Origin of the sequence: Achromobacter sp. AONIH1 (assembly GCF_002902905.1) — a bacterium.
In the GTDB taxonomy this organism is placed as follows: domain Bacteria; phylum Pseudomonadota; class Gammaproteobacteria; order Burkholderiales; family Burkholderiaceae_B; genus Achromobacter.
In genome coordinates this window covers 4,411,869-4,432,269 of record NZ_CP026124.1, presented here as the reverse complement: position 1 = coordinate 4,432,269, position 20,401 = coordinate 4,411,869, and the positions used below count along the sequence as shown (strand labels likewise).

Sequence of the window (20,401 nt, the reverse complement as noted above, 5' to 3'; positions counted from 1 at the left end):
GCTGCGCGCGGACGCGCGCCGGACCGATGGTGTGCTCAGCGCTTGCGCGCGACCATGTACGGCCGCCGGTCGCTGCCGCCGTCGGCGTGGCGTTCCGTCGCCAGGATCTCGAACCCGGCGGCGGCCACTTGCCGCTCCAGCGCCGAGGCGCTGAACGCGCCGGTATAGGGCGCCTTGCCGATGGCGCGCATGGCCGGCAGCAAGGCCAGCCGGATCAACGGATTCATGTCGCCCAGGCACCCCGTCTTGGAGATGAACAGGCCGCCGTCGGCCAGCAGTGCGTGGATGCGCCGCAGCGTGCCGGGCAGATCGCGCACCAGGTGCAGATAGTTGAACGCCAGCACCGCGTCGTACTGGCCGGCCCGCAATGCCGGATCCTCGGCCGTCGCGGCGAGGAAGGACAGGGCGGCAACCGGGGCGGCGGCCAGCTTTTCTTGCGCGATCGCGATCATGGCCGGTGAAAAATCCGTGCCCAGGTAGCTGGCCACGCCGTCCGCCAATCGCAGCGCGGTGCTGCCGGTGCCGCAGCCCAGTTCCAGCACATGGTCGTTCTCTTCCAGCAGTTCGCGGGTGCGCCGCAGCGTGCGTTCATAGCCTCGCGGATCCGAGACGGCGGCGGCCGCGTATCGGCGCGCGCTGCGGTCCCAGAAGCGGGCATCGTTGCTCAATGTCATGGGGCGGTCGGTCCTTGGGCAGGCGGGGCGGGGCCTGGCGCAAGGCAGCATACACCGGCGGCCCTGGCGCCAGGCGGACGGATGCCCGCCGGCGCGCCGGCCCGGGCGTGGACCGGACCCGGCCCGATCGGATTCAGGCCCGGCGCTTGACCAGCACCACCAGCGACACGCCCAGGATGATGAGCGCCGAAGCGGCCACCAGGATCTGCGTCACGGCCTCGCCCAGGAACAGCGCGCCGCCGAACGCCGTCAGCACCGGCACGCTCAGTTGCACCGTGGCGGCGTGGGTCACCTTCAGCTCCTTGAGCGCCGCGTACCAGAGGATGTAGCCCAGGCCCGAGGTCACCGCGCCGGACGCCACCGCATAGATCACGCCGGTGGGGTCCAGGTCCACGTGCGATGCCTGGAACTGCAGGAAGAACAGCACCAGGGCGATCGGCGTGGCGCGGATGAAGTTGCCGGCGGTGGCCGAGGCCGGATTGCGAGAGCCCCGGCCCGCCACCGAGTAGGCGCTCCAGGCGATGCCCGAGACGATCATCAGGAAGCCATAGAACAGGGGCGGGGCGCCGACGCTGGGCAGCATCAGCATGACCAACCCGCTGACCGCGAAGGCCACGCCGATGCTCTGCAAGAAGGACAGCCGTTCGCCAATGATCAACCCGTACAGGATCATGCTGATCTGGATCGAGGCGAACAGCAGCAGCGCGCCCGTGCCGGCCGGGATCTGGGAATAGGCATAGGCGAAGGTCATGGCATAGGCCAGCAGCGCCAGCGCGCCGAACCAACTGCCTTCCAGGTTGCGGGACTGTCGCTGCAGATACAGCACCAGCCAGAGAATCAGCGCGCCGGAGAGCAGCCGGATGGCGACGAAGCTGGTCGGATCGATCGGCGTCTGCTTGAGCGCGATGCGGCACAGCAAGGAATTGCCGGCGAAGGCCAGCAGGGACAGCAGGGTCAGCGCGAACAGGCGGGGAGTCATGGAGGATTCAGCCCAGGAAGTGTTTGACGGCGTTGATTTCGTCTTGCTTGACCAGCATGGGGAAATGCCCCGTGCCCGCCACGGTGTAACGCTCGGCGCGCGGGCCGCGTGCGGCCATGGCGCAGGCGTTTTCCTCCGTCAGCACGTCGGAATTGGCGCCGCGCACCAGCAGCACGCGGGCCCGGATCCGCTCATACCAGTGCCACAGGTCCAGGTCCGCGCCTGCGTCGCGCAACAGCTGCTCCGCGATGCGGGTGTCGTAGCGCAGCGTGTAGCCGCCCGCGCCGTCCGGCTCGATCATGTGGTCGGAGACGGCGCGCCACTGCGCGTCCGACAGCGGTCCGCAGGACGCCGTCATGATCTTGAAGGTGAGCACCGCCTGCTCCAGGCTGCGAAAGCGCACCTCGCGCTGGATCGAGCGCGCCGCCTTCAGGAAGACCTCGCCGGCGGTGACGGTGCCCACGTCGTTGAGCACCAGGCCGCGCACCGCGTCGGGATGCATCGCGGCATACATCATGCCCAGTATCCCGCCCAGCGACGTGCCGATGATGTCCACGGGCCGGTCGCGCAGGCCGGCCGAGTCCGCCAGCGCGTGCAGCACGCGCAGATAGGTCTGGTGGTTGTAGTCGGCCGGGTCCGCCAGGCGGTCACTGTCGCCCCGGCCGGGCAGGTCGGGACAGAGCACGCGCCGGTCCGCCGCCAGCGCCCGCGCCAGGAAATCGAAATCGCGGCCGTTGCGGTTCAGGGCATGCAGGCACAGCACCACGCGTTCGGCGTCGGGCCGGCCCCATTCGTGGACGGCGACGCGGCAGGCAGCGCCGCCGATCTCGCAGCCGATGCTCAACTGACGGGGCGCGTTCTCGGCGCGCCTAACGGGATGATTCATGGTCTTCCATCCAAGGTGGGAGCACGCCATCGATGGCGCAGGCGATACCGGCCTGCGCCTGGCCGCGCGCCCGGAAGTCGGCGATGCAGGCGGTGGTCTCCGCCACGACCTGATCGGTCACGGCGCGATGGGCGACGGTCTGCACCAGCGCCTTGGTCGCCGGCAGCGAGGCCGGGCTGCCCTGGACGATGTCGTCCACGCAGCTGGCCACCAGGCCGTCCAGCTCGCCGCTCGGGCAGATCTGGTGCAGCAGGCCCACCTGCAACGCTTCCTGGGCCGACAGGGGCCTGGCCGTCAGGAACAGGTATTTCGCCAGCCTGGGTCCGAGCGCCTGCACCACATAGGGGCTCATCAGCGCCGGCAGAATTCCGACGCGGACTTCGCGCGTCCGGAAGCGGGCGTGATCGTTGGCGATGGCGATGTCGCAGGCCGCCACCAGCCCCAGCCCGGCGCTCAGCGCATCGCCCTGGATCTTGGCGATGGTGGGGACCGGCGAGTCGTGGATCGCCTTGAACAGGCGAGCCAGCGTCGCCGCTGAGCGCAGATTATCGGCCGGCGAGGCGTGCGCGCCGGCCTGCATCCAGCGCAGGTCGATGCCGGCGCAGAAGGTGTCGCCCTCGGCCGACAGGACGATGGCGCGCAGGCCAGCCTGTCCGGCCAGCTCGCGCAATGCGTTGGTCAGGGCGGCGATGACGCCCTGGTCCAGCAGATTGGCCGTTTCGGGGCGGCAGAGGCGCAGTTCGGCGCAGCGGCGCTTGGGATCGAACTGGACGAGGACGGGCGGGCGGGGGGAGGGGTGGGACATGGCGGTCCTGGCGATCGCGGTTCAGGCCAGGGCCGCGTCGGCTTCGGACGCCGAGGCAAGCTCGTCTTCCAGCGCCTCGAGACGGGCAATGGCCCGCTCGATATCGTTGCCGTAGACCTCCAGCATCGCGTGTATCCAGCGCTCCAGGCCCATGCCGATGCAGGCCGTGTAGGCGGTCTGGCCGTCCACGCTGCTGATGTTGAAGCGCTGGCCGAAGAAATTGCGGTGGAAGTTGGACGAGGAAATCGCCAGATCGTCGCCGTACACCATCTCCTGCTTGGTCGGGAACATCTTCTGCGTGACCGCGCGGGTGGAGTTGGGATCGAAGAACGGGTCCATCGCGTTCTCCAGCCGGGTCTCGACGCCCAGGGCGCCCGCCAGGTCATGGACGCGGCCGCGCGCCAGGCCCAGCGCCCGGGTCACCGGCTCCATCTCGCCGATGAACACGATCTCGCGCATGCTGAAGGATTTCAGCCGCCGCAGCCCCAGGTAATGGCTTTCGTTGCGATAGCAGTTGGCCGCCGTGGTGATGGTCTTCAGGCGGCCAACCGGCGCGTCCCGGTGATGGCTGTACACCGGATAGCAGGCCGCCGGCGGCAGGATGTGGGTCGCGTGGGCCAGGCAGTCGTGGCTGATTTCGGTCCAGGCATCCCGACTGCTCTCGCGTCTGTCGTTCATGGCCTGCGCATCGGTCGCGGACACCAGCAGCGGCAGCTGCGGGAAGTTCTTGAAGTAGTCCAGCGCGTCCACGTCGGCCACCTTCAGCAGCGGCGGGAATTGCATGCGCTCGGCCTGCAGCGAGGCCGCGATGTTCAGGAAGCTGGCGTCCAGCAGATCCTTCAACCGGACCGCCAGCGGATCGAGCGTGGCCAGCCCTTCATGGGTGGCCCAGTGTTTGCCGGAATCACACATTCACCACCCCCGCTTTCTGGTTGAAGTTGTCGTAGATGCCGCGAACCGTGCGGAAGGCGCCGACATCGCCGGAGTCGAGCAGAATCTCGCAGCCGAAGTGATCCTCCAGGAACAGCAGGAATTCCACGAACATCAGGGAATCGACGATACGGCTTTCGATCAGGTCCACCGTGTCGTCGATATGAACGTCTCCCAGTTCCGGATTGCGCTCCGCGACGAAGCGCTTGATTTTCTGTGTCAGTGCGGCCACGGCCGGATTTTGATTATTCATTTCAGGCTGCCCCTATCTTTGCGAAGAATTTCCTTACCTTGGCCGTCATGGCGTCGTGATGGGATTGCCGGCCCGGATCGGCCATGACGGCATTGCGGAATTGATAAGCGTCGGCGATGCCGGCGTCCCGGTACATGGCCGGGTAATACAGCGAGTCCAGGCACCAGCCGATATAGCGATCCAGGTAGGCGCGGCACTCATCGATATCCTCGTCCGTGCAATTCTTGCGCGCCTTGTCGAACAGATCCGCCACGATGGCGCGGCCGAAGGCCATATGGCGCGCCTCTTCATAATGGTGCAGGGCATTGAGTTCGCGTATTACCGCGGGCACGGCCTCGTCGGCCGCGATAATGACGTTGTAGTAATCGAGCATTTCCTCCAGGATCAGTATCCTGGCGAAGATGAGGAAGGCATTGGCGGCGGGCTTTAATGGCTGCGCCTGGAATTGCGAGCGCTTGTCGACATAGACCTTGCCGCCGTAACGGGTGCAGAAATTGGAAAAGAACCAGCTATGGTTGTTTTCCTCGCACACGAAATGGTGCATGTAGTCCGATACGTCCTCATAGCCGGGGCTGTGCATGCAGTTCAGCACGTCGCGCAGCAGGTGCTGTTCTCCGTGGACGTTGAAGCTATAGAACCAGATGCTTTCCCACTTGCTGAGCCTGAGCAGCTGCTCGGGCGTCAGCGTTGCGCCCGCCTGGGTGCCATGCACCGTCATCAGCTTGTGGGGCATCCACATGACATCCTCTGGCAGCGACTCGGGCCAGGCGATGTCCAGGAACGGATTGGTCTTGTTCCGGATGGACAGGGCCGTGAGGCGGTCGACGGTCGCCTTGCGTTGCGCGTGCGTGTCGGTCCTGACCGGATTTGCGGTATCCAGCATTTTGTCTCCTTCGCATGACATGGTTTTCTTTCTAACGAAGCCGGCCCGTCGCGGGCGCGCCGGAAAAACTTGCGCCCTGGGCCGTAAAACAGCAAAACGCCTGCCGGCATGCGGGTATTGCGCGTGCGCGGCATATTAGGCGCGCTTCCGCGGGGAAAGCGCGCCTGCAACGGGAAGAGGGGATATTCAGACGGCCGGAGAATGCCGGCCATGCCCGGTCCAAAAAACCTGCGAATAATCAGACGCCCGAACCGGAGAAATCATCGATAATCCCTTTCATGACAAAAAATAACTAAACGGAGTATGCAGCCATGATCACCTGGAATAAATGGTGCGTCACGAATTTCACTCTTGCGGAACTTGGAGTAATTTTTGATGGACAAGCTGAAAAGCATGGCGGCATTCGTATGTATCGCGGAACAGGGCAGCCTGACCGCCGCCTCGCAGGTATTGGGCGCGTCCTTGCCGACAGTGGTGCGCACGCTGGCGGCGCTGGAAGCCGACCTGGGCGTGCGGCTGTTCAACCGCAGCACGCGGCGCATCGCGCTCACCAATGAGGGCCTGTGCTACCTGGATAGCTGCCGCCATGTGCTGGCGACCCTGGAAGAGGCCGAATCGGCGCTGCGCGAAGACACCGGGGAACTCGCCGGCCAACTGACGATCACGGCGCCGGTGCTGTTCGGCCAGATGCACGTGGCGCCGTCGCTGAATCGCTTTGTCCGGCAGCACCACAAGGTGCGCTGCAGCCTGGTGCTGGCGGACCGCCAGGTGAATCTGCTGGAAGAGGGCATAGATCTGGGCGTGCGCATCGGCCGGCTCAACGATTCCTCGCTCGTCGCGCATCAGGTCGGGCAGGTGCGGCGCATGGTGGTGGCCGCGCCCGCCTACCTGTCGGCCCAGGGCGAGCCGGCGCATCCCAAGGACCTGCTGCAGGCCAACTGCATCGACTTCTCCGGCGCCGGCCATTCCTGGTGGGCCTTCCAGAACAATGGCCGCATGTTCACCTTGCCGGTGGCCGGCAACCTGGAGTTCAACCACGTCGCCCCGGCGCTCGGCGCCTGCCTGGACGGCCTGGGCTTCGGCATGTTCCTGTCCTACCAGGTGGCGCCGCACGTGGCGCAAGGCCGCCTGACCACGGTGCTGGCCGACTATGAACTGCCGCCCCGGCCAGTCAGCGTCATCTATCCGCACGCCAAGCTGCTGCCGGCCCGCACGCGCGCGTTCATCGAATGGATCAAGACGGACCTGGCCAGCGAGGGCTGCTTCACCAGCGCCGCCGCTGTCTGAACGACGCACATCCAACGACGCCTGCGCGCCATGCAGGTCAATCATTTGCGGAGATCGCCGATGCTCCGCACTTCGCCGACGCGCGCTATCCGGACAGGCACTTCAAACGTCATGCCGGCGCGGGCCCGTGCGAAGGGCGGAAACGTCATGCGGCTGCCTTGAGCAATGCAAAAAGCAGAAGCGCGATGTGAAATCGTCTTTTGCTTTGCGGCATTTTAAACAACGAATTAAACAGAAGAAAATTACCAAAACACCATTTGATTAACTCAAGTGATTGATATTTATGAAATTTTCTTTTCCGGAAAATATCGTAAATATGTTTACTGCATCGCAGCATTCAATCTAGAATCATTGCAGGCCGGCACGCTTGACATGGATCACATGACGCCCCAGCGTACCGACGCGACCCGCATCAGGGATGAGCCCGCCGCACAGGATTCACTTCGGACCGGCGCATTGCGTTGATTCCCCCCAAATCAAAGGAGAAGCACCCGTCCACACCATGATTGGATGACCCGGGCAGTTGCATTCGCACGAAAGCGTTATTGATGTTGCGTGAAATCCGACAAGGGCGCCGCGAGCGTCCGGCTTGGAGGAGACCTTTACTCATCCTGCGGGATGGGCACTCAACCAGCACTTTCGAGGGATTAACCATGCTTGCTTTTGTCAAAGACGCGGGGTATCGAATTGGTGAGTTTGAGTTCAATGCGGGTTGGCTGACGAACGCCGAGAAATCCACGCGGGATGTTCTGGCCACCCATTACGGCGACGTCGCGCACACGCCGGAAAAACTGTCGGACGAGATCGATCTTTCCCACCTCCGGGCGGACGTGCTGCGCACATTCCCCGGCATCGCCAGCGCCTCGGAAACGATCAAGGACCTGCTTGAAACACGCTATTCGGCGCTGATCCTGAAAAAAAGCGGCCTGGCCGGCCTGGACCTGGACCAGCAGCGCCGCATCCTGTTCCTGCTGTGCCTGGCGCTGGGCTGGCCCACGCCGACCGACAGGGTCAATCGCCAGATCATCTGGGATATCAAGAAGCGGGACCTGCCCGCCGGCCAGGTCTCCACCTTCTCGGAAAACGCCGACGAGGCCAAGCTGCATACCGACACCCAGTACTTTCCGAATCCCGAAAGGTACACGCTGCTCTACGTGGTGCGGCCCGCCGAGGACGGCGGGGTCTCGTTGATCCGTGACGGGCATCACATCGTGAATTCGCTCAAGAGCGGCAGCCAGGGCGATTGGGCATTCCGACACCTGTCCAGGACCAAGCTGCCTTTCCGCATCCCCACCTCGTACACCAAGGAACGCCGGCAGGACGTGGCCGAAGCCACCTTCGCGCCCATCTTTGCCGACAAGCCGCTGATCCGCTACCGCAAGGACACGCTCGAAGCCGGCCTGAAGGCGCATCCCGAGTACGACACCGCCGAGAACCGGCTGGCGCTTTACATCCTGGAGAACGTCATCGGCAACCAGGAATTCACCACCACCTGCCGGCTGGACGCGGACGACATCCTGCTCACCAACAACCATGAAGGCTTGCACGGCAGGACGGAATTCAGCGATCACGCGCGCCACCTGATCCGGATCCGCATCAGCGACCAGCGCTACGCATCCTAGAACCCAACCCTTATCTGAACAGGAGAGCAGGCATGTCGGACACATTGGCTATCAACGCGGAGCCATCGGGCATCCCGATTCCGGCAAGATACTTTGCCGCAATGGCGATTTTGATCGGCATCTTCATGGGGGCCCTGGACACGTCGATAGTCAATGTGGCCCTGCCCACCATCGCCAAGGAACTGGACGCCACGCCGGCGGCCATCATCTGGGTGGTGAACGCCTATCACGTGGCCAGCGCGGCCACCATGATCACCTTCGCGGCGGTCGGGGCGGTCTTCAGCTACCGCCGGGTGTATTGCATCGGGCTGGCCATCTTCACCCTGACTTCGATCGGCTGCGCCGTGGCCAACGACCTCTGGACCCTGGTCGCGTTCCGCAGCCTGCAGGGCTTCAGCTATGCCGCCATGGTCAGCATCGGCATCGGCATGTACCGCAAGATCTATCCGCCCGAACTGCTGGGCTCGATCCTGGGCATCAACGCGCTGATCGTGGCGCTGGGCACGGTCGCCGGGCCCACGCTGGGCGGCATCATCGTATCGACGCTGGGTTGGCCCTGGTTGTTCCTGATCAACGTGCCGTTCGGCGTCGCGGCGCTGTACCTGGGCCTGCGCAACCTGCCGGCGGACGAGGGCAGCGGCGCGCGGCTCGACCTGTCCAGCATCGGCTACTCCGTGCTGGCCATCGGATTCGTGGTGATCGCCATCGACCAGGCCGGACGCTGGGACAATGGCATCGTCTGGACCTTGCTGGCCTGCGGCGCCGTGCTGGCCACCGTGTTCCTGCGCCGGCAGCGCCGCCTGGACGCGCCCTTGCTGCCGCTGGATATCTTCGCGTCCAAGCGCTTTTCCTTCGCCGCCGCGGCCTCGCTGGCCGCGTTCTCGGCGCAGGGCATTTCCTTCGTGGCCTTGCCGTTCCTGTTCCAGTCCGTCTATGGATACAGCGCCATCCAGTCGGCCCTGCTGTTCACGCCCTGGCCGGTGGTGGTCACCGTGGCCGCGCCGCTGTCGGGGCGGCTGTCCGACAAGATCAACGCGACCCTGCTGTCTACCATCGGCGTCGGCATCTTCGCGCTGGGGCTGTTCCTGATCGCGTCCATGGACCATGCGCACGACGTCACCGACATCCTGTGGCGCCTGGGCCTGTGCGGACTGGGCTTCGGCTTTTTCCAGGCGCCCAACAACAAGGAGATGCTCAGCAACGTGGCGCGCGCGCGCAGCGGCGCCGCCTCGGGCGTGCTGGCCACGGCCCGCACCCTGGGCCAGTCGCTGGGCGCGGCGGTGGTGGCCGTGGTGCTGTCCGGCGTGGCCAGCCAGCTGTTCGCCAGCGGCAAGGTCGGACAGATGCAGACCGCGCTGTGGATCGCCGGCGCGATCGCGATGGCGTCCTGCTGTCTCAGCCTGGTGCGCATCCATCGCTGAGGCGACGGGGCAGGGCCGCCGTGGACGAAGCCCGCGCGCGGCCATGGCACAATGGCCCCGTCATCCGAATGCAGACAGGCACGAGGCGGCAAGGACCACGCAAGCGGCCCTTGCCGCCTCGCCGCGTTTCTCTCATCGCTTTCAACTTCCATGGAAATCATGATGTCGGACAGCAAGACACTCGTCGTCATCGGCGGCAGCTCGGGCATCGGCCTGCGCACCGCGCAAGTGGCCGCCGCGCAGGGCGCCCGGGTCATCATCGGCGGCCGCGACCGCCGGCGCCTGGACGAGGCCCTGAAGACCCTGCCGCAGAATGCCATCGCCAGGCAGGTCGACGCGTTCTCCAGCACGTCGCTGACGGCCTTCTTCGACGACCTGCCCGTGGTCGACATGCTGTTCACGCCCGGCACCAACTACACCGTCACCCCCTTCGCCCAGGCGACGGAGGAACAGGCGCGCAGCCCGTTCGAGGGCAAGTTCTGGCCGCAATACTGGGCCGTGCACGCGGCCCTGCCCAAACTGGCGCAGGACGCCTCGGTGCTGCTGATGTCGGGCGCGGCCAGCGCGCGTCCCGTCAAGGGCGGCGCCGCCTACGCCGCCGCCAACGCCGCCATCGAGGGACTGGCCAGGGGGCTGGCCACCGAGCTGGCGCCGCGCCGCGTCAACGCGATCGCGCCCGGCACCATAGACAGCGACCTGTGGCAGGCGCGCCCCGCCGAGCTGCGCGAGGCCGCCTTCGCCCAGTACCGCGCCAGCACGCTGCTGCAGGCCGTGGGCCAGGTGGACGACGTGGCCAACGCCGCCTGGATGCTGCTCTCGAACCGCTACACGACCGGCACGACGTTCTTCGTCGACGGCGGCTACGTGCTGCGCTGAACCGGGCGGCCATCGGCGCGCCCGGCTTGACCGCACGCGCCGAGTTTCTCTAACGCGTACAGGAGCACGGATGGACGCGCGCAAGACCCTGCTGGACAAACTCGAAGCGCTGGACGCGCTGGACGAAGACCATTTGCCGGTCGTCACGCTGGACGAGTATTTCGACGGCAACGCACAGGAGGACTCCATCGCGCCCAACCAATGGGGCTACGGCCGTCCGACCCTGCGCGAGATCCACGCCCATTTCCAGGCCATCGCCCGGCGCCCCGACGTGCAAGGCGTCTACGTGGGCCTGCACCAGGATTGGGGCATGGCGCTGGAATGCGATGACTGGCCCACCGCCGAGAACATCCACGTGATCTCGTCCGCGACGCAGGCGGACGCCGAGCGGTGGCTGGAAGGCCTGGAGGCCGACGGCCTCATCACCGGTTGGCCCTACGGCAAGCATGCCGCCGGGCCGGAAGCGGGGGAGGGGTTCCAGGTCTATACGGTGTGCTGGGACTGATTCTTCCTGCGCGCGGCCCGGCCGCCACGCCTGTCTGGCGACCCGGCCCGGGCGTGTACCTGCCTGTCCGCTGAATTCAGGCCCAGGCATCCAGGATCGTCCGCGCCAGTGGCGCGACGTCTTCCCCGGCCAGCAGCCGCAGCCGGACCAGCAAGGCGTTGGGATGAGCGGCCGCGACGCTGAACGGCTCGCTGCCGATGGCGTCCACGCCCGCCCGTCGCAGGCGCGACACCAGATCCTCCGCGCGCCGCCCCCGGCCGGCCGGCAGCCACAAGCCCCAGCCCGCCGTCGACGGCGACCCCAACGCCTTCAGCTCCGTGCGGGCGACGGCCTGCCACAATGCGCGCGCATGCTCCGCCTGCCGCGCCTGGATCGCGACGACGGTGCCGTCCTCCAGCCAATGCCGCGCCAGCTCGATGAGCAGCGGCGCGCAAGCCAGCCCCCACGACATGGCCAGGCTTTCCAGGACCCGCCGGTTCGGGTCGGGCGCGACCAGATAGCCGAAGCGCAGCCCGTCGCCCAGCAGGCCGGACATGCTGCCGACCAGCCAGGTCCGTTCGGGCGCCAGCCGGTACAGGCCGGTCGATGCCTTGGGCCTCAGATGGCGGTAGGTCAGGTCTTCGATCAGCGCGAAATCATGCTTGCGGGCCAGCTCGGCGATGGCGCGGCAGCGCTGCGGCGGCATCACCCAGCCCATGGGCAGATGCGCCACGGGCATGCAATAGAGCGCCTTGATCCGCCTGCGGCGCAGTGTCCGCTCCAGCTCATCGGGCAAGGGGCCGTCGCGATCGAAGGCGATCGGTTCCAGATCCAGGCCGAGCTGGCCGGCGACGAGCTTCCAGCCTGGGTAGGTGATGGCGTCGGCCGCCACCCGCTGACCGCGCTGCGCGATCGCCAGCGCCGCCAGCCGCAATGCGGCCTGTCCGCCGTGCGCGACGCAGATCCGCTCCGGCGGCGCATTCAGTCCCATTCCGGCGAAATGCGCGGCCAGGGCCTGCTGGATCGACGTCCGGCCCAGCGGGCTGGTCTGTCCGGTCAGCTGCGCCAGGTCAGGCTGGGCGGCGACCGCCTTGAGCGCGGCGCGCAGGTCCTGCGCCTCCAGCGCCACGGCGCTGCGGCCCAATGACGCGTACCTGGCGGCCGCCGACAGCGGACCCGCGTCCATCGGCCGCTCGCGCACGAAGGTGCCGCGTCCCACTTCGCCAATGGCCAGCCCCTGTTGCCGCAGGCTGGCGTAGACCCGCGCGGCGGTGCTGGGTCCGATGCCGCGCAGTCTGGCGAACTCCCGTACCGGCGGCAGCGCGCTGCCGCCGGCGAGTTCACCGCCTCGGATGGCCGCCGCCAGTTCCGCCGTCAGTCGTTCATACAGGTTCATGTCGCCCGCCGCCGAGTCCGATGTGCTCAATACAATGATTGGATTGTATTGCCATGCGACGCCATACTGCCAGGGCACAATAAATGGAGACGATGGTGGACATGTCGATGCAGGCCATGTTGTTGATGTTCGCGCTGGGCTTGCCCTGCGGCGTGGTGGCGGTGACGGCGGGAGGCGGGGTGACGCTGGGCGTGCCGTTGCTGATGCTGGCCGGCATCGCCGCCGACGACAGCGTCATCGCGGTGAAGGTGGCGCTGTGGGCCGCCTTCCTGACGGGCTCGCTGGCCCATGCGAAGAAGCTGCCCGAGACCGCCGTGCCGGTGCCCGGATGGCTGTGGCCCATGTGCCTGCTCGGTTCCGTGCTGGGCGCGCAGCTCCTGACCATCATCGACCCGATGCGGCTGCGCAGCGTGGTGCTGTTCCTGCTGGTTGCCTCCATCGTCGGCACCTTCTGGGCCGGACGCCGCCCGAAGACGGTCAACGTTTCGCCCAGCGCCATGCAGCGGTTCACCGGTTTCGTGCTGGTGCTGGTGCTGGCGGTGTATTCCGGATTTTTCGGCGCCGGCTATGGCGTCTTCCTGATCCTGACGCTGGTGGCGCTGCACGGCCACACGCCGTCCACCGCCGCCGCGCTCGGCACGCGGCTGAGCCTGGTCATCTCGACCGCGTCCGTGGCCGTGTTCATCTGGCGCGGCGTGGTGCCGTGGCCGATGACGCTGCCGCTGGCGCTGGGTTGCGCGCTGGGCGGCACGCTGGGCGCCAAGGCGGTCAGCCGGCTGGGCGACGGCGTCGTGCGCATGACGACCTGGGCGGTCAGCATCCTGGCGGCGATCAAGCTGCTGGCGACGTGATGCAGGAGGCGGCGGGATAGGTCTGGCCGCGCGTCGCGCCTACACGGTCAGCGCGTCCCGCAGCCAAGCCACGAAGGCCTGTGCCTGCGCATTCATGCGCCGCCCGGCGGCGGGCAGGGCGCGCAGTCCGCCGTCGAACTGAACAGTGCCGAATGGCGCCACCAAGGTGCCTTCGGCCAGCTCGCGCGCGATCAATCGCGTTTCCACCAGGGCGACTCCCAGGCCGGACAACGCCGCCTCAATGCATAGATGGGTGTGCGGAAACTCCAGCACATCGCCACGCGCAACCGATTTCCCGGTCTTGGCCTCCCATTGATCCCAGGCGCTGGACGTGTAGCCATGCGCGATCCGCGTCCGCTTCGCGGCCGCCAGCCTGGCGCAGGCCGGCACGCAGACCGCCGCGAAATTCACCGGTGCCAAGGGCAGGGCGCGCCGCTGGTCGGCGTCCGAGTAGCTGGACATGTCCCACGCCACCAGCACATCCGCGCCTTCGTTGCGGATCTCGCGCGCCGAGGTCATCGAAAGCCGGATGCGGATATCCGGGTGCTTGCGATAGAACACCGCCAGCTGCGGCACCAGCCAGCGCATGGCGAAGGTCGCGCTGCAGGCCACGTGCACGCCCGGACCGGCGGCGCGGCTGCCCAGGTTGTCGTAGGCGCGCTCCAGCTGGTCGAACACGGAACGGGTCACGGCATAGAAGTCGGCCGCCGCCGGCGTCATTCGCAGGCCGGTGCCGTCGCGCTCGAAGAGTTCGGCGCCCACGTCGTCGGCCAGCAGCTTGAGATGCCGGCTGATCGCGCCGTGCGTGCGCGCCAGTTCCTCGGCGGCGCGCGTCACCGAGCCGGTGCGCGCGACCGCCTCGAATGCGCGCAGGGAGGCCAGGGGAGGGAGCTTGCGCATGGGCGTTCTTGAGCGTCCTTGAGCGTTCTTATGTCAGGAAAACTGACGGAATCGTAAAACAAATCGATATTCGGATGCTAGCAGGCTGGCTAGCATTTAACCCATATTCGCCGCCTTGCTCATGCGATCGGTGTCAGGGCCGGCAGCCTCGATTTGTTCAATTGACTGACATATAGGAGTCTCCCCATGCATATCGTCGATATCCGCGCCTTCGAGGCGCTGGACAGCCGAGGCAATCCCACGCTGGAGGTCGAGGTGGCGCTTTCGGACGGCGCCTGCGGCGTGGCGCTGGTGCCGTCGGGCGCGTCCACTGGCATCCGTGAAGCCTGCGAGCGGCGCGATGGCGATCCGCGTCGCTTCCATGGCCGAGGCGTCCTGGACGCGGCCCGTAGCGTCAACACGGAAGTGCGCGATGTGCTGCGGGACATGCGCGCCGACCGCCAGGCGGACCTGGACCAGGCCATGATCGCGCTGGACGGCACGCCCGACAAAAGCCGCCTCGGCGCCAACGCGATCCTGGGCGTGTCGCTGGCCGCGGCGCGCGCGGCGGCGGCCAGCCTGAAACTGCCGCTGTGGCGCTACCTGGGCGGCAGCCAGGCCTGCGTCATGCCTGTGCCCATGATCAACGTGCTCAACGGCGGCGCCCATGCCGACAATCCGCTGGATTTCCAGGAATTCATGGTGCTGCCGGTGGGCGCGACCAGCTTCGCCGAGGCGGTGCGCATGGGCGCCGAAGTGTTCCATGCGCTCAAGGACGCCCTGAAACGCGCCGGCCATTCGGTCAACGTGGGCGACGAGGGCGGCTTCGCGCCCGATCTGCGCGCGGCCGAGGAAGCGCTGGACTTCCTGATGGCGGCGATCGGACAGGCCGGACTCCGGCCCGGCCAGGACGTCGCGCTGGGCCTGGATCCGGCCGCCAGCGAATTTCATCGGCCCGCCGGCTACGTCTATGCCGGACAGGACCGGCGCCTGAGCGCCGAGGAGCAGGTCGACTACCTGGCGGCGCTGACGCGGGCCTATCCGATCCTCTCCATCGAGGACGGCATGGCCGAGGACGACCCTGCCGGCTGGAAAATGCTCACCGAACGGTTGGGCGCCAGTTGCCAGCTGGTCGGCGACGATGTGTTCTGCACCAATCCGCGCCTGTTCGAGCAGGGCATCGGGCAGGGCCTGGCCAATGCCATCCTGGTCAAGCCCAACCAGATCGGCACGCTGACGGAGATGCAGCAGGTGCTGCGCCTGGCCGCCCGCAACGGCTATCGGGTGGTCATGTCGCACCGTTCCGGCGAGACCGAGGACACCAGCATCGCGGACCTGGCGGTGGCTGGCCATTGCGGCGGGATCAAGACCGGTTCGATGTCGCGCTCGGATCGCACGGCCAAATACAATCGCCTGCTCAGAATCGAGCGCGAACTCGGGGCCGCGGCGGTATACGCAAGCGCCTTGCCGCCGGGGAGGGGATTGCCGCCGCCACCTGCGTGCTAAGATTTTTTTCCGTAACAGGGGACGCCGATGCGCGCACATGCCAATGCCGGAAGACGATGGGTCGCGCTGGCCGCGATGGCCCTGTTCGTCTTCCAGGCATTGATCGCGTCCTCCGCCCTGGCATCCTCTGGCCAGGGATCTGGCCAGGCCGGCGCCACCACGATCATCTGCACGGCCAGCGGTCCGCGCGTGGTTGCCCTGGATTCGGAAGACGCCGCGCGGCACGCCAGCCAGCAGGGCGGCGCGTTGCCGCAATGCTGCACCGCCGGTTGCGCGCTGCCGGGCGGGATCACTCCGCCGGCGCTGTTCCTGTACAGCTGGCTGGCGCCCGTCATCCACCTTGCCGCGCCGGCGCCTGCCGCGGCTCCCTATCTCTCCAGCGCCCTGGCGCGATTGCCGCAGCGGTCGCGCGCGCCTCCTGCCGCCTGACGCCCGTTACCCGAACGAGACGGATTCCCGCCCTGACAGGGGCGGGCATGTTTGCCGCTTATGCGGCGAGCATATTGCCCGGCCGCCGGCGTGCTTTGTCGCCGCTCGCATTCCGACTCGTGCCTGGGTACGGGCCCAGACGTGTGCTCGATTTCCGGGCGAACGCCAAGCCATGTCTGGCGGAACGCCGTTCATTCAAGGTCCAGGAGAATTCCCATGTTCAGAAAATCATTGATTGCCGCCCTGGTGCTCGCCGCCGCCCCGCAACTCCTCTGGGCGCACGCCCATGTCGGAACCGCCACGCCCGCCAAGGACGCGGTCCTGGCCAAGACGCCGGCCACCGTCACGCTGACGCTGACCGAAGGGCTTGAGGCCGCGTTTTCCTCGCTGACGCTGCAGGATGCCGCCGGCAAGACCGTCCCGACCGAAAAATCGGCCCTGGCGCCCGGTGACAACAAGACGCTGGTCCTGCCGATCGGCAAGGATCTGCCGGCAGGCGTCTACACGGTGAAGTGGCAGGCCCTGTCCAAGGACGGCCACAAGACCAATGGCGCCTGGTCGTTCACGATCAAGCCCTGAGGCCGCATGCAAGCTCCCGCCGCCGACGGCGCGCCCAGGCCATGATCATCGCCACGTTCGCGCTATTGCGCTTTGTCGCCTACATGGCGTCGACGCTGCTGTTCGGCGCCAGCGCCATGCTGGCGCTGAGCGGGTCGCGCGGCTTGAGGCTGTCCGTCGAGGCGGACTTGCGCAAGGTGTTGCGCGGCGCCTCGGTGGCCGGAATGCTGTCCGTGCTGTGTCTCCTGCCATTGCAAACCGCCAGCATCGCCGGCGAATGGCAGGCCATGGCGCAGACCGACATGCTGGCCACCGTGGCGTTGCAGACCCGCTATGGACAGGCCTGGATCCTGCGGGCGGCGGCGATGCTGCTGGTGCTGTGCCTGTTTCTGCGGCCCCGGCCGGACTGGACATGGCCGCGCGCGCTCGCCTCGGGCCTGGCCCTGCTGCCGCTGGCGCTGAGCGGGCACGCCGCGATGGAGGAGGGCAGGACCGGCCTGCTCCACGCGCTGAACGACATGCTGCATTGCCTGGCGGCCGGTTTCTGGCTGGGGTCGCTGCCGGTCTTCCTGCTGATCCTGCGGCGATGGACGGAGCCCGCCTGTCGCGCCGATGCCACCCGGGCCTTGATGCGCTTCTCGACCGCCGGGCATGTCGCCGTCGCGGTCCTGCTGCTTAGCGGCGTCGTCAACGCCGTGCTGATTCTGTCCCCAGAGGGGCTGGATATCGCGTCCGCCTATCAGCAATGGCTGGGGCTGAAGATCCTGCTGGCATTGGCCATGACCGTGCTGGCCATCATGAACCGGTATTGGTGGGTGCCGAGGATCCGGCGACAGCCGGAAATCGCGCTTGGGCCGTTGCGCCGGAACACTGTGCTGGAAGTCTGCGTGGGCGTGGCGATCTTGCTGATCGTGAGCGCGCTTGGGCTGTCAGCGCCGCAATGAATGCGCGGCTGCCCGCGCGACGGCAGGGTGTTGTCGATTTTCTGGACGGCGCTAGCGCAGCCCAAGCCATCCATGCAGGCCCACATAGATGCCAACCGCGATGATCAGCAGGCTGGAGAGGTAGGGCGCCCGCTGCGCCACCGCGCTGAACCAGGGCGCGCGCCGGGTAACATGCCGCACGCTGAGCGCCGCGACGACACCGACCGTGACCAGGGTGATGGCCAGCCCGATCGAGAAGCACAGCACCAGCCAGCGTGTGAGAGATGCTCGCGGTGACTCCCAACAGGATGGCGCCGGGCATAAACAGCCGGGCGGGCGACGCGCTCTGGGCAAGCAGCCCGGAAAACGACAGCATGGAATATGTCAAAGAACCCTGAGCACGGCAGGGATTCATTATCGGCGGGCCGGACGGCGGGATCGCCACCGCGCCAACCGGCTCCCGCGTTCGCTCCCGATTTTTTCCCTGACAAAAGTCAACGAGGCCCGGACGCGAACGCTCAAGATGAACTGGACGGTTGCGGTTGAACGCAAGCGGTCTTCCAAGGAGCCACCATGTCCCGACTTACTCAATACAGCCCCCTGTCCCTCGATACGTTCCCCGATGTCTTCCAGGCGCTGCTGAGGCCGATCCGGTCTCGCACGGACGAGGACTTTCCGCGCATGGACATCGACGTCACCGAAGCCGGCGACAAATATGTCCTGAAAGCGGAATTGCCCGGCGTCGAGAAAAAGGACATCTCGGTCGAAATAGACGGCGCCACGGTCATGATTCTCGCCAACAAGGAGCAGAGTAGCGAGGTCAAGGATGAAGGCAAGGTTCTGCGCAAGGAACGTTACTGGGGGCAGATCCAACGCTCGGTGACGCTGGCCAGTCCGATCGATTCGGCCGCTGCCAGGGCCGTATGCGAGAACGGCGTGCTGGTGCTGACCTTGCCGAAAAAAGCGGGCAGCAACGGCCGGCTGCTGCAGATCGAGTAGGTCATGCAAAGGCTGGACGCGACCAGCGCCGCCGGCGCTGGCGCATGGCGGGGCGCCGCCCCGGAACCAGGAGAGCATCATGAGTGACGAAGCATTGCGGGACCGGGTCCGGCAGGCCCTGGCGTTCGAGCCCAGTATCGACGATCTGCACATCGACGTGACGGTCGAGAACGGCGTGGTCATGCTCAACGGCTATGTCGAAACCTATGCGCAGAAGCTGGCCGCCGAGCATACCGTGCAGCGCGTCAAGGGCGTGCGCGGCATCGCCCAGGAAATCCAGGTGCGGACGGCTGCGGCCAAGCAGCTGGCCGACGACCAGGTCGCCGCGCGCGCGCTGAACATCATCGCGTGGGATTCCACTGTGCCCGATGGCAAGGTGCAGGTAACGGTACAGAAGGGCTGGGTGACGCTGAACGGCACGGTGGACTGGTTCTATCAGCGCGACGCCGCCGAGCGCGCGGTGCGCAAGCTGTCGGGCGTGATCGGCATCTCGAACCAGATCGAAGTCGCGCCGTCGGCGCGCGCCAGCGACATCAAGCGCCGGATCGAGGATGCCTTGCTGCGCAGCGCGCAGCTGGAGGCCACGCGCGTCGAGGTCAACGTGCAGGACAACAAGGTCACGCTCAATGGCTGCGTGAATAGCTGGATCGAGCGCGGCGCGGCCGAGCGCGCGGCCTGGTCTGCCCCCGGCGTCGCCGAGGTCAACGACAGGCTGGTCGTGGGCTAGGGCGCGATGGGCCCGGCGCCGGCACGCCGGGCCCTTGTGGATACTTCCCATGAGAGCCATGTCGCAACGGGCGCCTGGCGCGCCCCTCAGCCTGGAACGGTTGCCCACGCCCCGGCCCGGCCCCGGCCAGGTGCTGCTGAAGGTCGAGGCATGCGCCGTCTGCCGCACGGATCTGCACGTGGTGGACGGCGAGCTGCCGGGCCTGCGGTATCCGGTCACGCCCGGACACGAGGTGATCGGCATCGTCGAGGAGACAGGCGAGGGCGTCGACCCGCGCCTGGCCGGCCGCCGCGCCGGCGCCGCCTGGCTGGCCTGGACTTGCGGCCGCTGCGCGTTCTGCCTGACCGGACGCGAGAACCTCTGCGATGCGGCGGCGTTCACCGGTTATACGCGCGACGGCGGCTTTGCGTCGCACATGCTGGCCGAAACCGCATATGTGTATCCGCTGCCGCAGGCCGGTCCGGCCGAATCCATGGCGCCGTGGATGTGCGCCGGCCTGATCGGCTGGCGCGCGCTGCGAGCGGCTGGCGACGCCCGCCGCCTGGGCGTGTACGGGTTCGGCTCGGCCGGGCAGGCGCTGGCGCAAATCTGCGCCTGGCAACATCGCCGTCTGCATGCCTACACCCGACCCGGCGACGCCGTCGCCCAGTTGCACGCGCGCACGCTGGGCGCGGCCTGGGCCGGCGACAGCGGCGTCGACCCGCCGGAACCCCTGGACGCGGCCATCATCTTCGCGCCCGTCGGCGAGCTTGTACCCATGGCCTTGCGGGCCGTCCGCAAGGGCGGATGCGTCGTGTGCGGCGGCATACACATGACGGACATTCCCGCATTTCCGTACCGCCTGCTGTGGGGCGAGCGCAAGCTGGTGTCCGTGGCCAACCTGACGCGGGCCGACGCCCGCGAATTCCTGGCGCTGGCCCCGGCGGCGGGCATACATTGCGACGTCCGGACCTATCCGCTCGAACAGGCCAACGACGCCCTGGATGACCTGCGGCAGGGGCGCCTGCAGGCCACCGCTGTGCTGATTCCCTGA

24 protein-coding genes are annotated in these 20,401 nt (G+C 67.1%); 14 read left to right on the top strand and 10 right to left on the bottom strand.

What is annotated here, in order from left to right:
• Positions 1–35 precede the first annotated feature (35 nt).
• The 7 genes from C2U31_RS20325 to C2U31_RS20295 form a co-directional block, all read right to left on the bottom strand.
• Positions 36–674, bottom strand: a complete 639-nt coding sequence (locus C2U31_RS20325) for a bifunctional 2-polyprenyl-6-hydroxyphenol methylase/3-demethylubiquinol 3-O-methyltransferase UbiG (protein ID WP_103274434.1) — start codon at positions 672–674, stop codon at positions 36–38.
• Positions 675–807: 133 nt separating this feature from the next.
• A complete protein-coding gene (locus C2U31_RS20320) occupies positions 808–1,653 on the bottom strand; it encodes a DMT family transporter (protein ID WP_103274433.1) in 846 nt (281 codons plus the stop codon).
• A gap of 7 nt (positions 1,654–1,660) precedes the next feature.
• Positions 1,661–2,539 (bottom strand): alpha/beta fold hydrolase, encoded by an 879-nt coding sequence (locus C2U31_RS20315; RefSeq protein ID WP_158658425.1) that lies wholly within the window; start codon positions 2,537–2,539, stop codon positions 1,661–1,663.
• Positions 2,523–3,344: an enoyl-CoA hydratase-related protein gene (locus C2U31_RS20310; protein WP_103274431.1), complete on the bottom strand. Its 822-nt coding sequence runs from the start codon at positions 3,342–3,344 to the stop codon at positions 2,523–2,525. Before C2U31_RS20310 ends, C2U31_RS20315 begins: the two co-directional genes overlap by 17 nt.
• Positions 3,345–3,365: 21 nt before the next feature.
• Positions 3,366–4,256 (bottom strand): hypothetical protein, encoded by an 891-nt coding sequence (locus C2U31_RS20305; protein ID WP_103274430.1) that lies wholly within the window; start codon positions 4,254–4,256, stop codon positions 3,366–3,368.
• Positions 4,249–4,527, bottom strand: a complete 279-nt coding sequence (locus C2U31_RS20300) for an acyl carrier protein (RefSeq protein ID WP_103274429.1) — start codon at positions 4,525–4,527, stop codon at positions 4,249–4,251. The genes C2U31_RS20305 and C2U31_RS20300 overlap by 8 nt, the downstream gene beginning before the upstream one ends.
• 1 nt (position 4,528) lies before the next feature.
• Positions 4,529–5,410 carry a diiron oxygenase gene (locus tag C2U31_RS20295; protein ID WP_158658424.1) on the bottom strand — a complete coding sequence of 294 codons (882 nt, stop codon included), beginning with the start codon at positions 5,408–5,410 and terminating at the stop codon, positions 4,529–4,531.
• A 375-nt stretch (positions 5,411–5,785) separates the two neighbouring features.
• On the opposite strand from C2U31_RS20295, the gene C2U31_RS20290 reads away from it, so the two are divergent.
• From C2U31_RS20290 to C2U31_RS20270, 6 genes are all read left to right on the top strand, one after another.
• Positions 5,786–6,697: a LysR family transcriptional regulator gene (locus C2U31_RS20290; protein ID WP_103274427.1), complete on the top strand. Its 912-nt coding sequence runs from the start codon at positions 5,786–5,788 to the stop codon at positions 6,695–6,697.
• Positions 6,698–6,967: 270 nt separating this feature from the next.
• Positions 6,968–7,162: a hypothetical protein gene (locus tag C2U31_RS30615; protein WP_158658423.1), complete on the top strand. Its 195-nt coding sequence runs from the start codon at positions 6,968–6,970 to the stop codon at positions 7,160–7,162.
• 188 nt (positions 7,163–7,350) lie between these two features.
• The gene (locus tag C2U31_RS20285) at positions 7,351–8,319 is read left to right on the top strand and encodes a TauD/TfdA family dioxygenase (RefSeq protein ID WP_158658422.1); all 969 of its coding nucleotides are present in this window, start codon (positions 7,351–7,353) and stop codon (positions 8,317–8,319) included.
• Positions 8,320–8,420: 101 nt separating this feature from the next.
• Positions 8,421–9,740 (top strand): MFS transporter, encoded by a 1,320-nt coding sequence (locus C2U31_RS20280; RefSeq protein WP_233772434.1) that lies wholly within the window; start codon positions 8,421–8,423, stop codon positions 9,738–9,740.
• 159 nt (positions 9,741–9,899) lie between these two features.
• Complete coding sequence (locus C2U31_RS20275) at positions 9,900–10,616, top strand: SDR family oxidoreductase (protein ID WP_103276475.1); 717 nt, start codon at positions 9,900–9,902, stop codon at positions 10,614–10,616.
• A gap of 70 nt (positions 10,617–10,686) precedes the next feature.
• Positions 10,687–11,121, top strand: a complete 435-nt coding sequence (locus C2U31_RS20270) for a hypothetical protein (protein ID WP_103274424.1) — start codon at positions 10,687–10,689, stop codon at positions 11,119–11,121.
• 76 nt (positions 11,122–11,197) lie between these two features.
• Here C2U31_RS20270 and C2U31_RS20265 read toward each other — a convergent pair whose 3' ends face one another.
• Positions 11,198–12,526: a PLP-dependent aminotransferase family protein gene (locus C2U31_RS20265; protein WP_158658421.1), complete on the bottom strand. Its 1,329-nt coding sequence runs from the start codon at positions 12,524–12,526 to the stop codon at positions 11,198–11,200.
• A 53-nt stretch (positions 12,527–12,579) separates the two neighbouring features.
• Between C2U31_RS20265 and C2U31_RS20260 the strand changes: the two genes are divergently transcribed.
• The gene (locus C2U31_RS20260; protein ID WP_103274422.1) at positions 12,580–13,347 is read left to right on the top strand and encodes a sulfite exporter TauE/SafE family protein; all 768 of its coding nucleotides are present in this window, start codon (positions 12,580–12,582) and stop codon (positions 13,345–13,347) included.
• A gap of 39 nt (positions 13,348–13,386) precedes the next feature.
• On the opposite strand, the gene C2U31_RS20255 is transcribed toward C2U31_RS20260, so the two are convergent.
• A complete protein-coding gene (locus C2U31_RS20255) occupies positions 13,387–14,247 on the bottom strand; it encodes a LysR substrate-binding domain-containing protein (RefSeq protein ID WP_103274421.1) in 861 nt (286 codons plus the stop codon).
• A 186-nt stretch (positions 14,248–14,433) separates the two neighbouring features.
• Here C2U31_RS20255 and eno point away from each other — a divergent pair, with 186 nt between their 5' ends.
• From eno to copD, 4 genes are all read left to right on the top strand, one after another.
• Entirely contained in the window at positions 14,434–15,732 is a 1,299-nt protein-coding gene (eno, locus tag C2U31_RS20250; RefSeq protein ID WP_103274420.1) for a phosphopyruvate hydratase, read from the top strand.
• 27 nt (positions 15,733–15,759) lie between these two features.
• Positions 15,760–16,161 carry a DUF2946 family protein gene (locus tag C2U31_RS20245; protein WP_103274419.1) on the top strand — a complete coding sequence of 134 codons (402 nt, stop codon included), beginning with the start codon at positions 15,760–15,762 and terminating at the stop codon, positions 16,159–16,161.
• A 216-nt stretch (positions 16,162–16,377) separates the two neighbouring features.
• Entirely contained in the window at positions 16,378–16,740 is a 363-nt protein-coding gene (copC, locus tag C2U31_RS20240; RefSeq protein WP_103274418.1) for a copper homeostasis periplasmic binding protein CopC, read from the top strand.
• 41 nt (positions 16,741–16,781) lie between these two features.
• Positions 16,782–17,663, top strand: a complete 882-nt coding sequence (gene copD, locus C2U31_RS20235; protein WP_158658420.1) for a copper homeostasis membrane protein CopD — start codon at positions 16,782–16,784, stop codon at positions 17,661–17,663.
• 51 nt (positions 17,664–17,714) lie between these two features.
• On the opposite strand, the gene C2U31_RS20230 is transcribed toward copD, so the two are convergent.
• Positions 17,715–17,909, bottom strand: coding sequence for a hypothetical protein (locus C2U31_RS20230; protein WP_304558972.1), 195 nt, complete (start codon positions 17,907–17,909; stop codon positions 17,715–17,717).
• A 414-nt stretch (positions 17,910–18,323) separates the two neighbouring features.
• Between C2U31_RS20230 and C2U31_RS20225 the strand changes: the two genes are divergently transcribed.
• The 3 genes from C2U31_RS20225 to C2U31_RS20215 all read left to right on the top strand — a co-directional run bounded on the left by C2U31_RS20225 (position 18,324) and on the right by C2U31_RS20215 (position 20,401).
• Entirely contained in the window at positions 18,324–18,641 is a 318-nt protein-coding gene (locus C2U31_RS20225; protein WP_233772433.1) for an Hsp20/alpha crystallin family protein, read from the top strand.
• Positions 18,642–18,720: 79 nt separating this feature from the next.
• Positions 18,721–19,368, top strand: coding sequence for a BON domain-containing protein (locus C2U31_RS20220; protein ID WP_103274416.1), 648 nt, complete (start codon positions 18,721–18,723; stop codon positions 19,366–19,368).
• A 49-nt stretch (positions 19,369–19,417) separates the two neighbouring features.
• Positions 19,418–20,401, top strand: a complete 984-nt coding sequence (locus C2U31_RS20215; RefSeq protein WP_103274415.1) for a zinc-dependent alcohol dehydrogenase family protein — start codon at positions 19,418–19,420, stop codon at positions 20,399–20,401.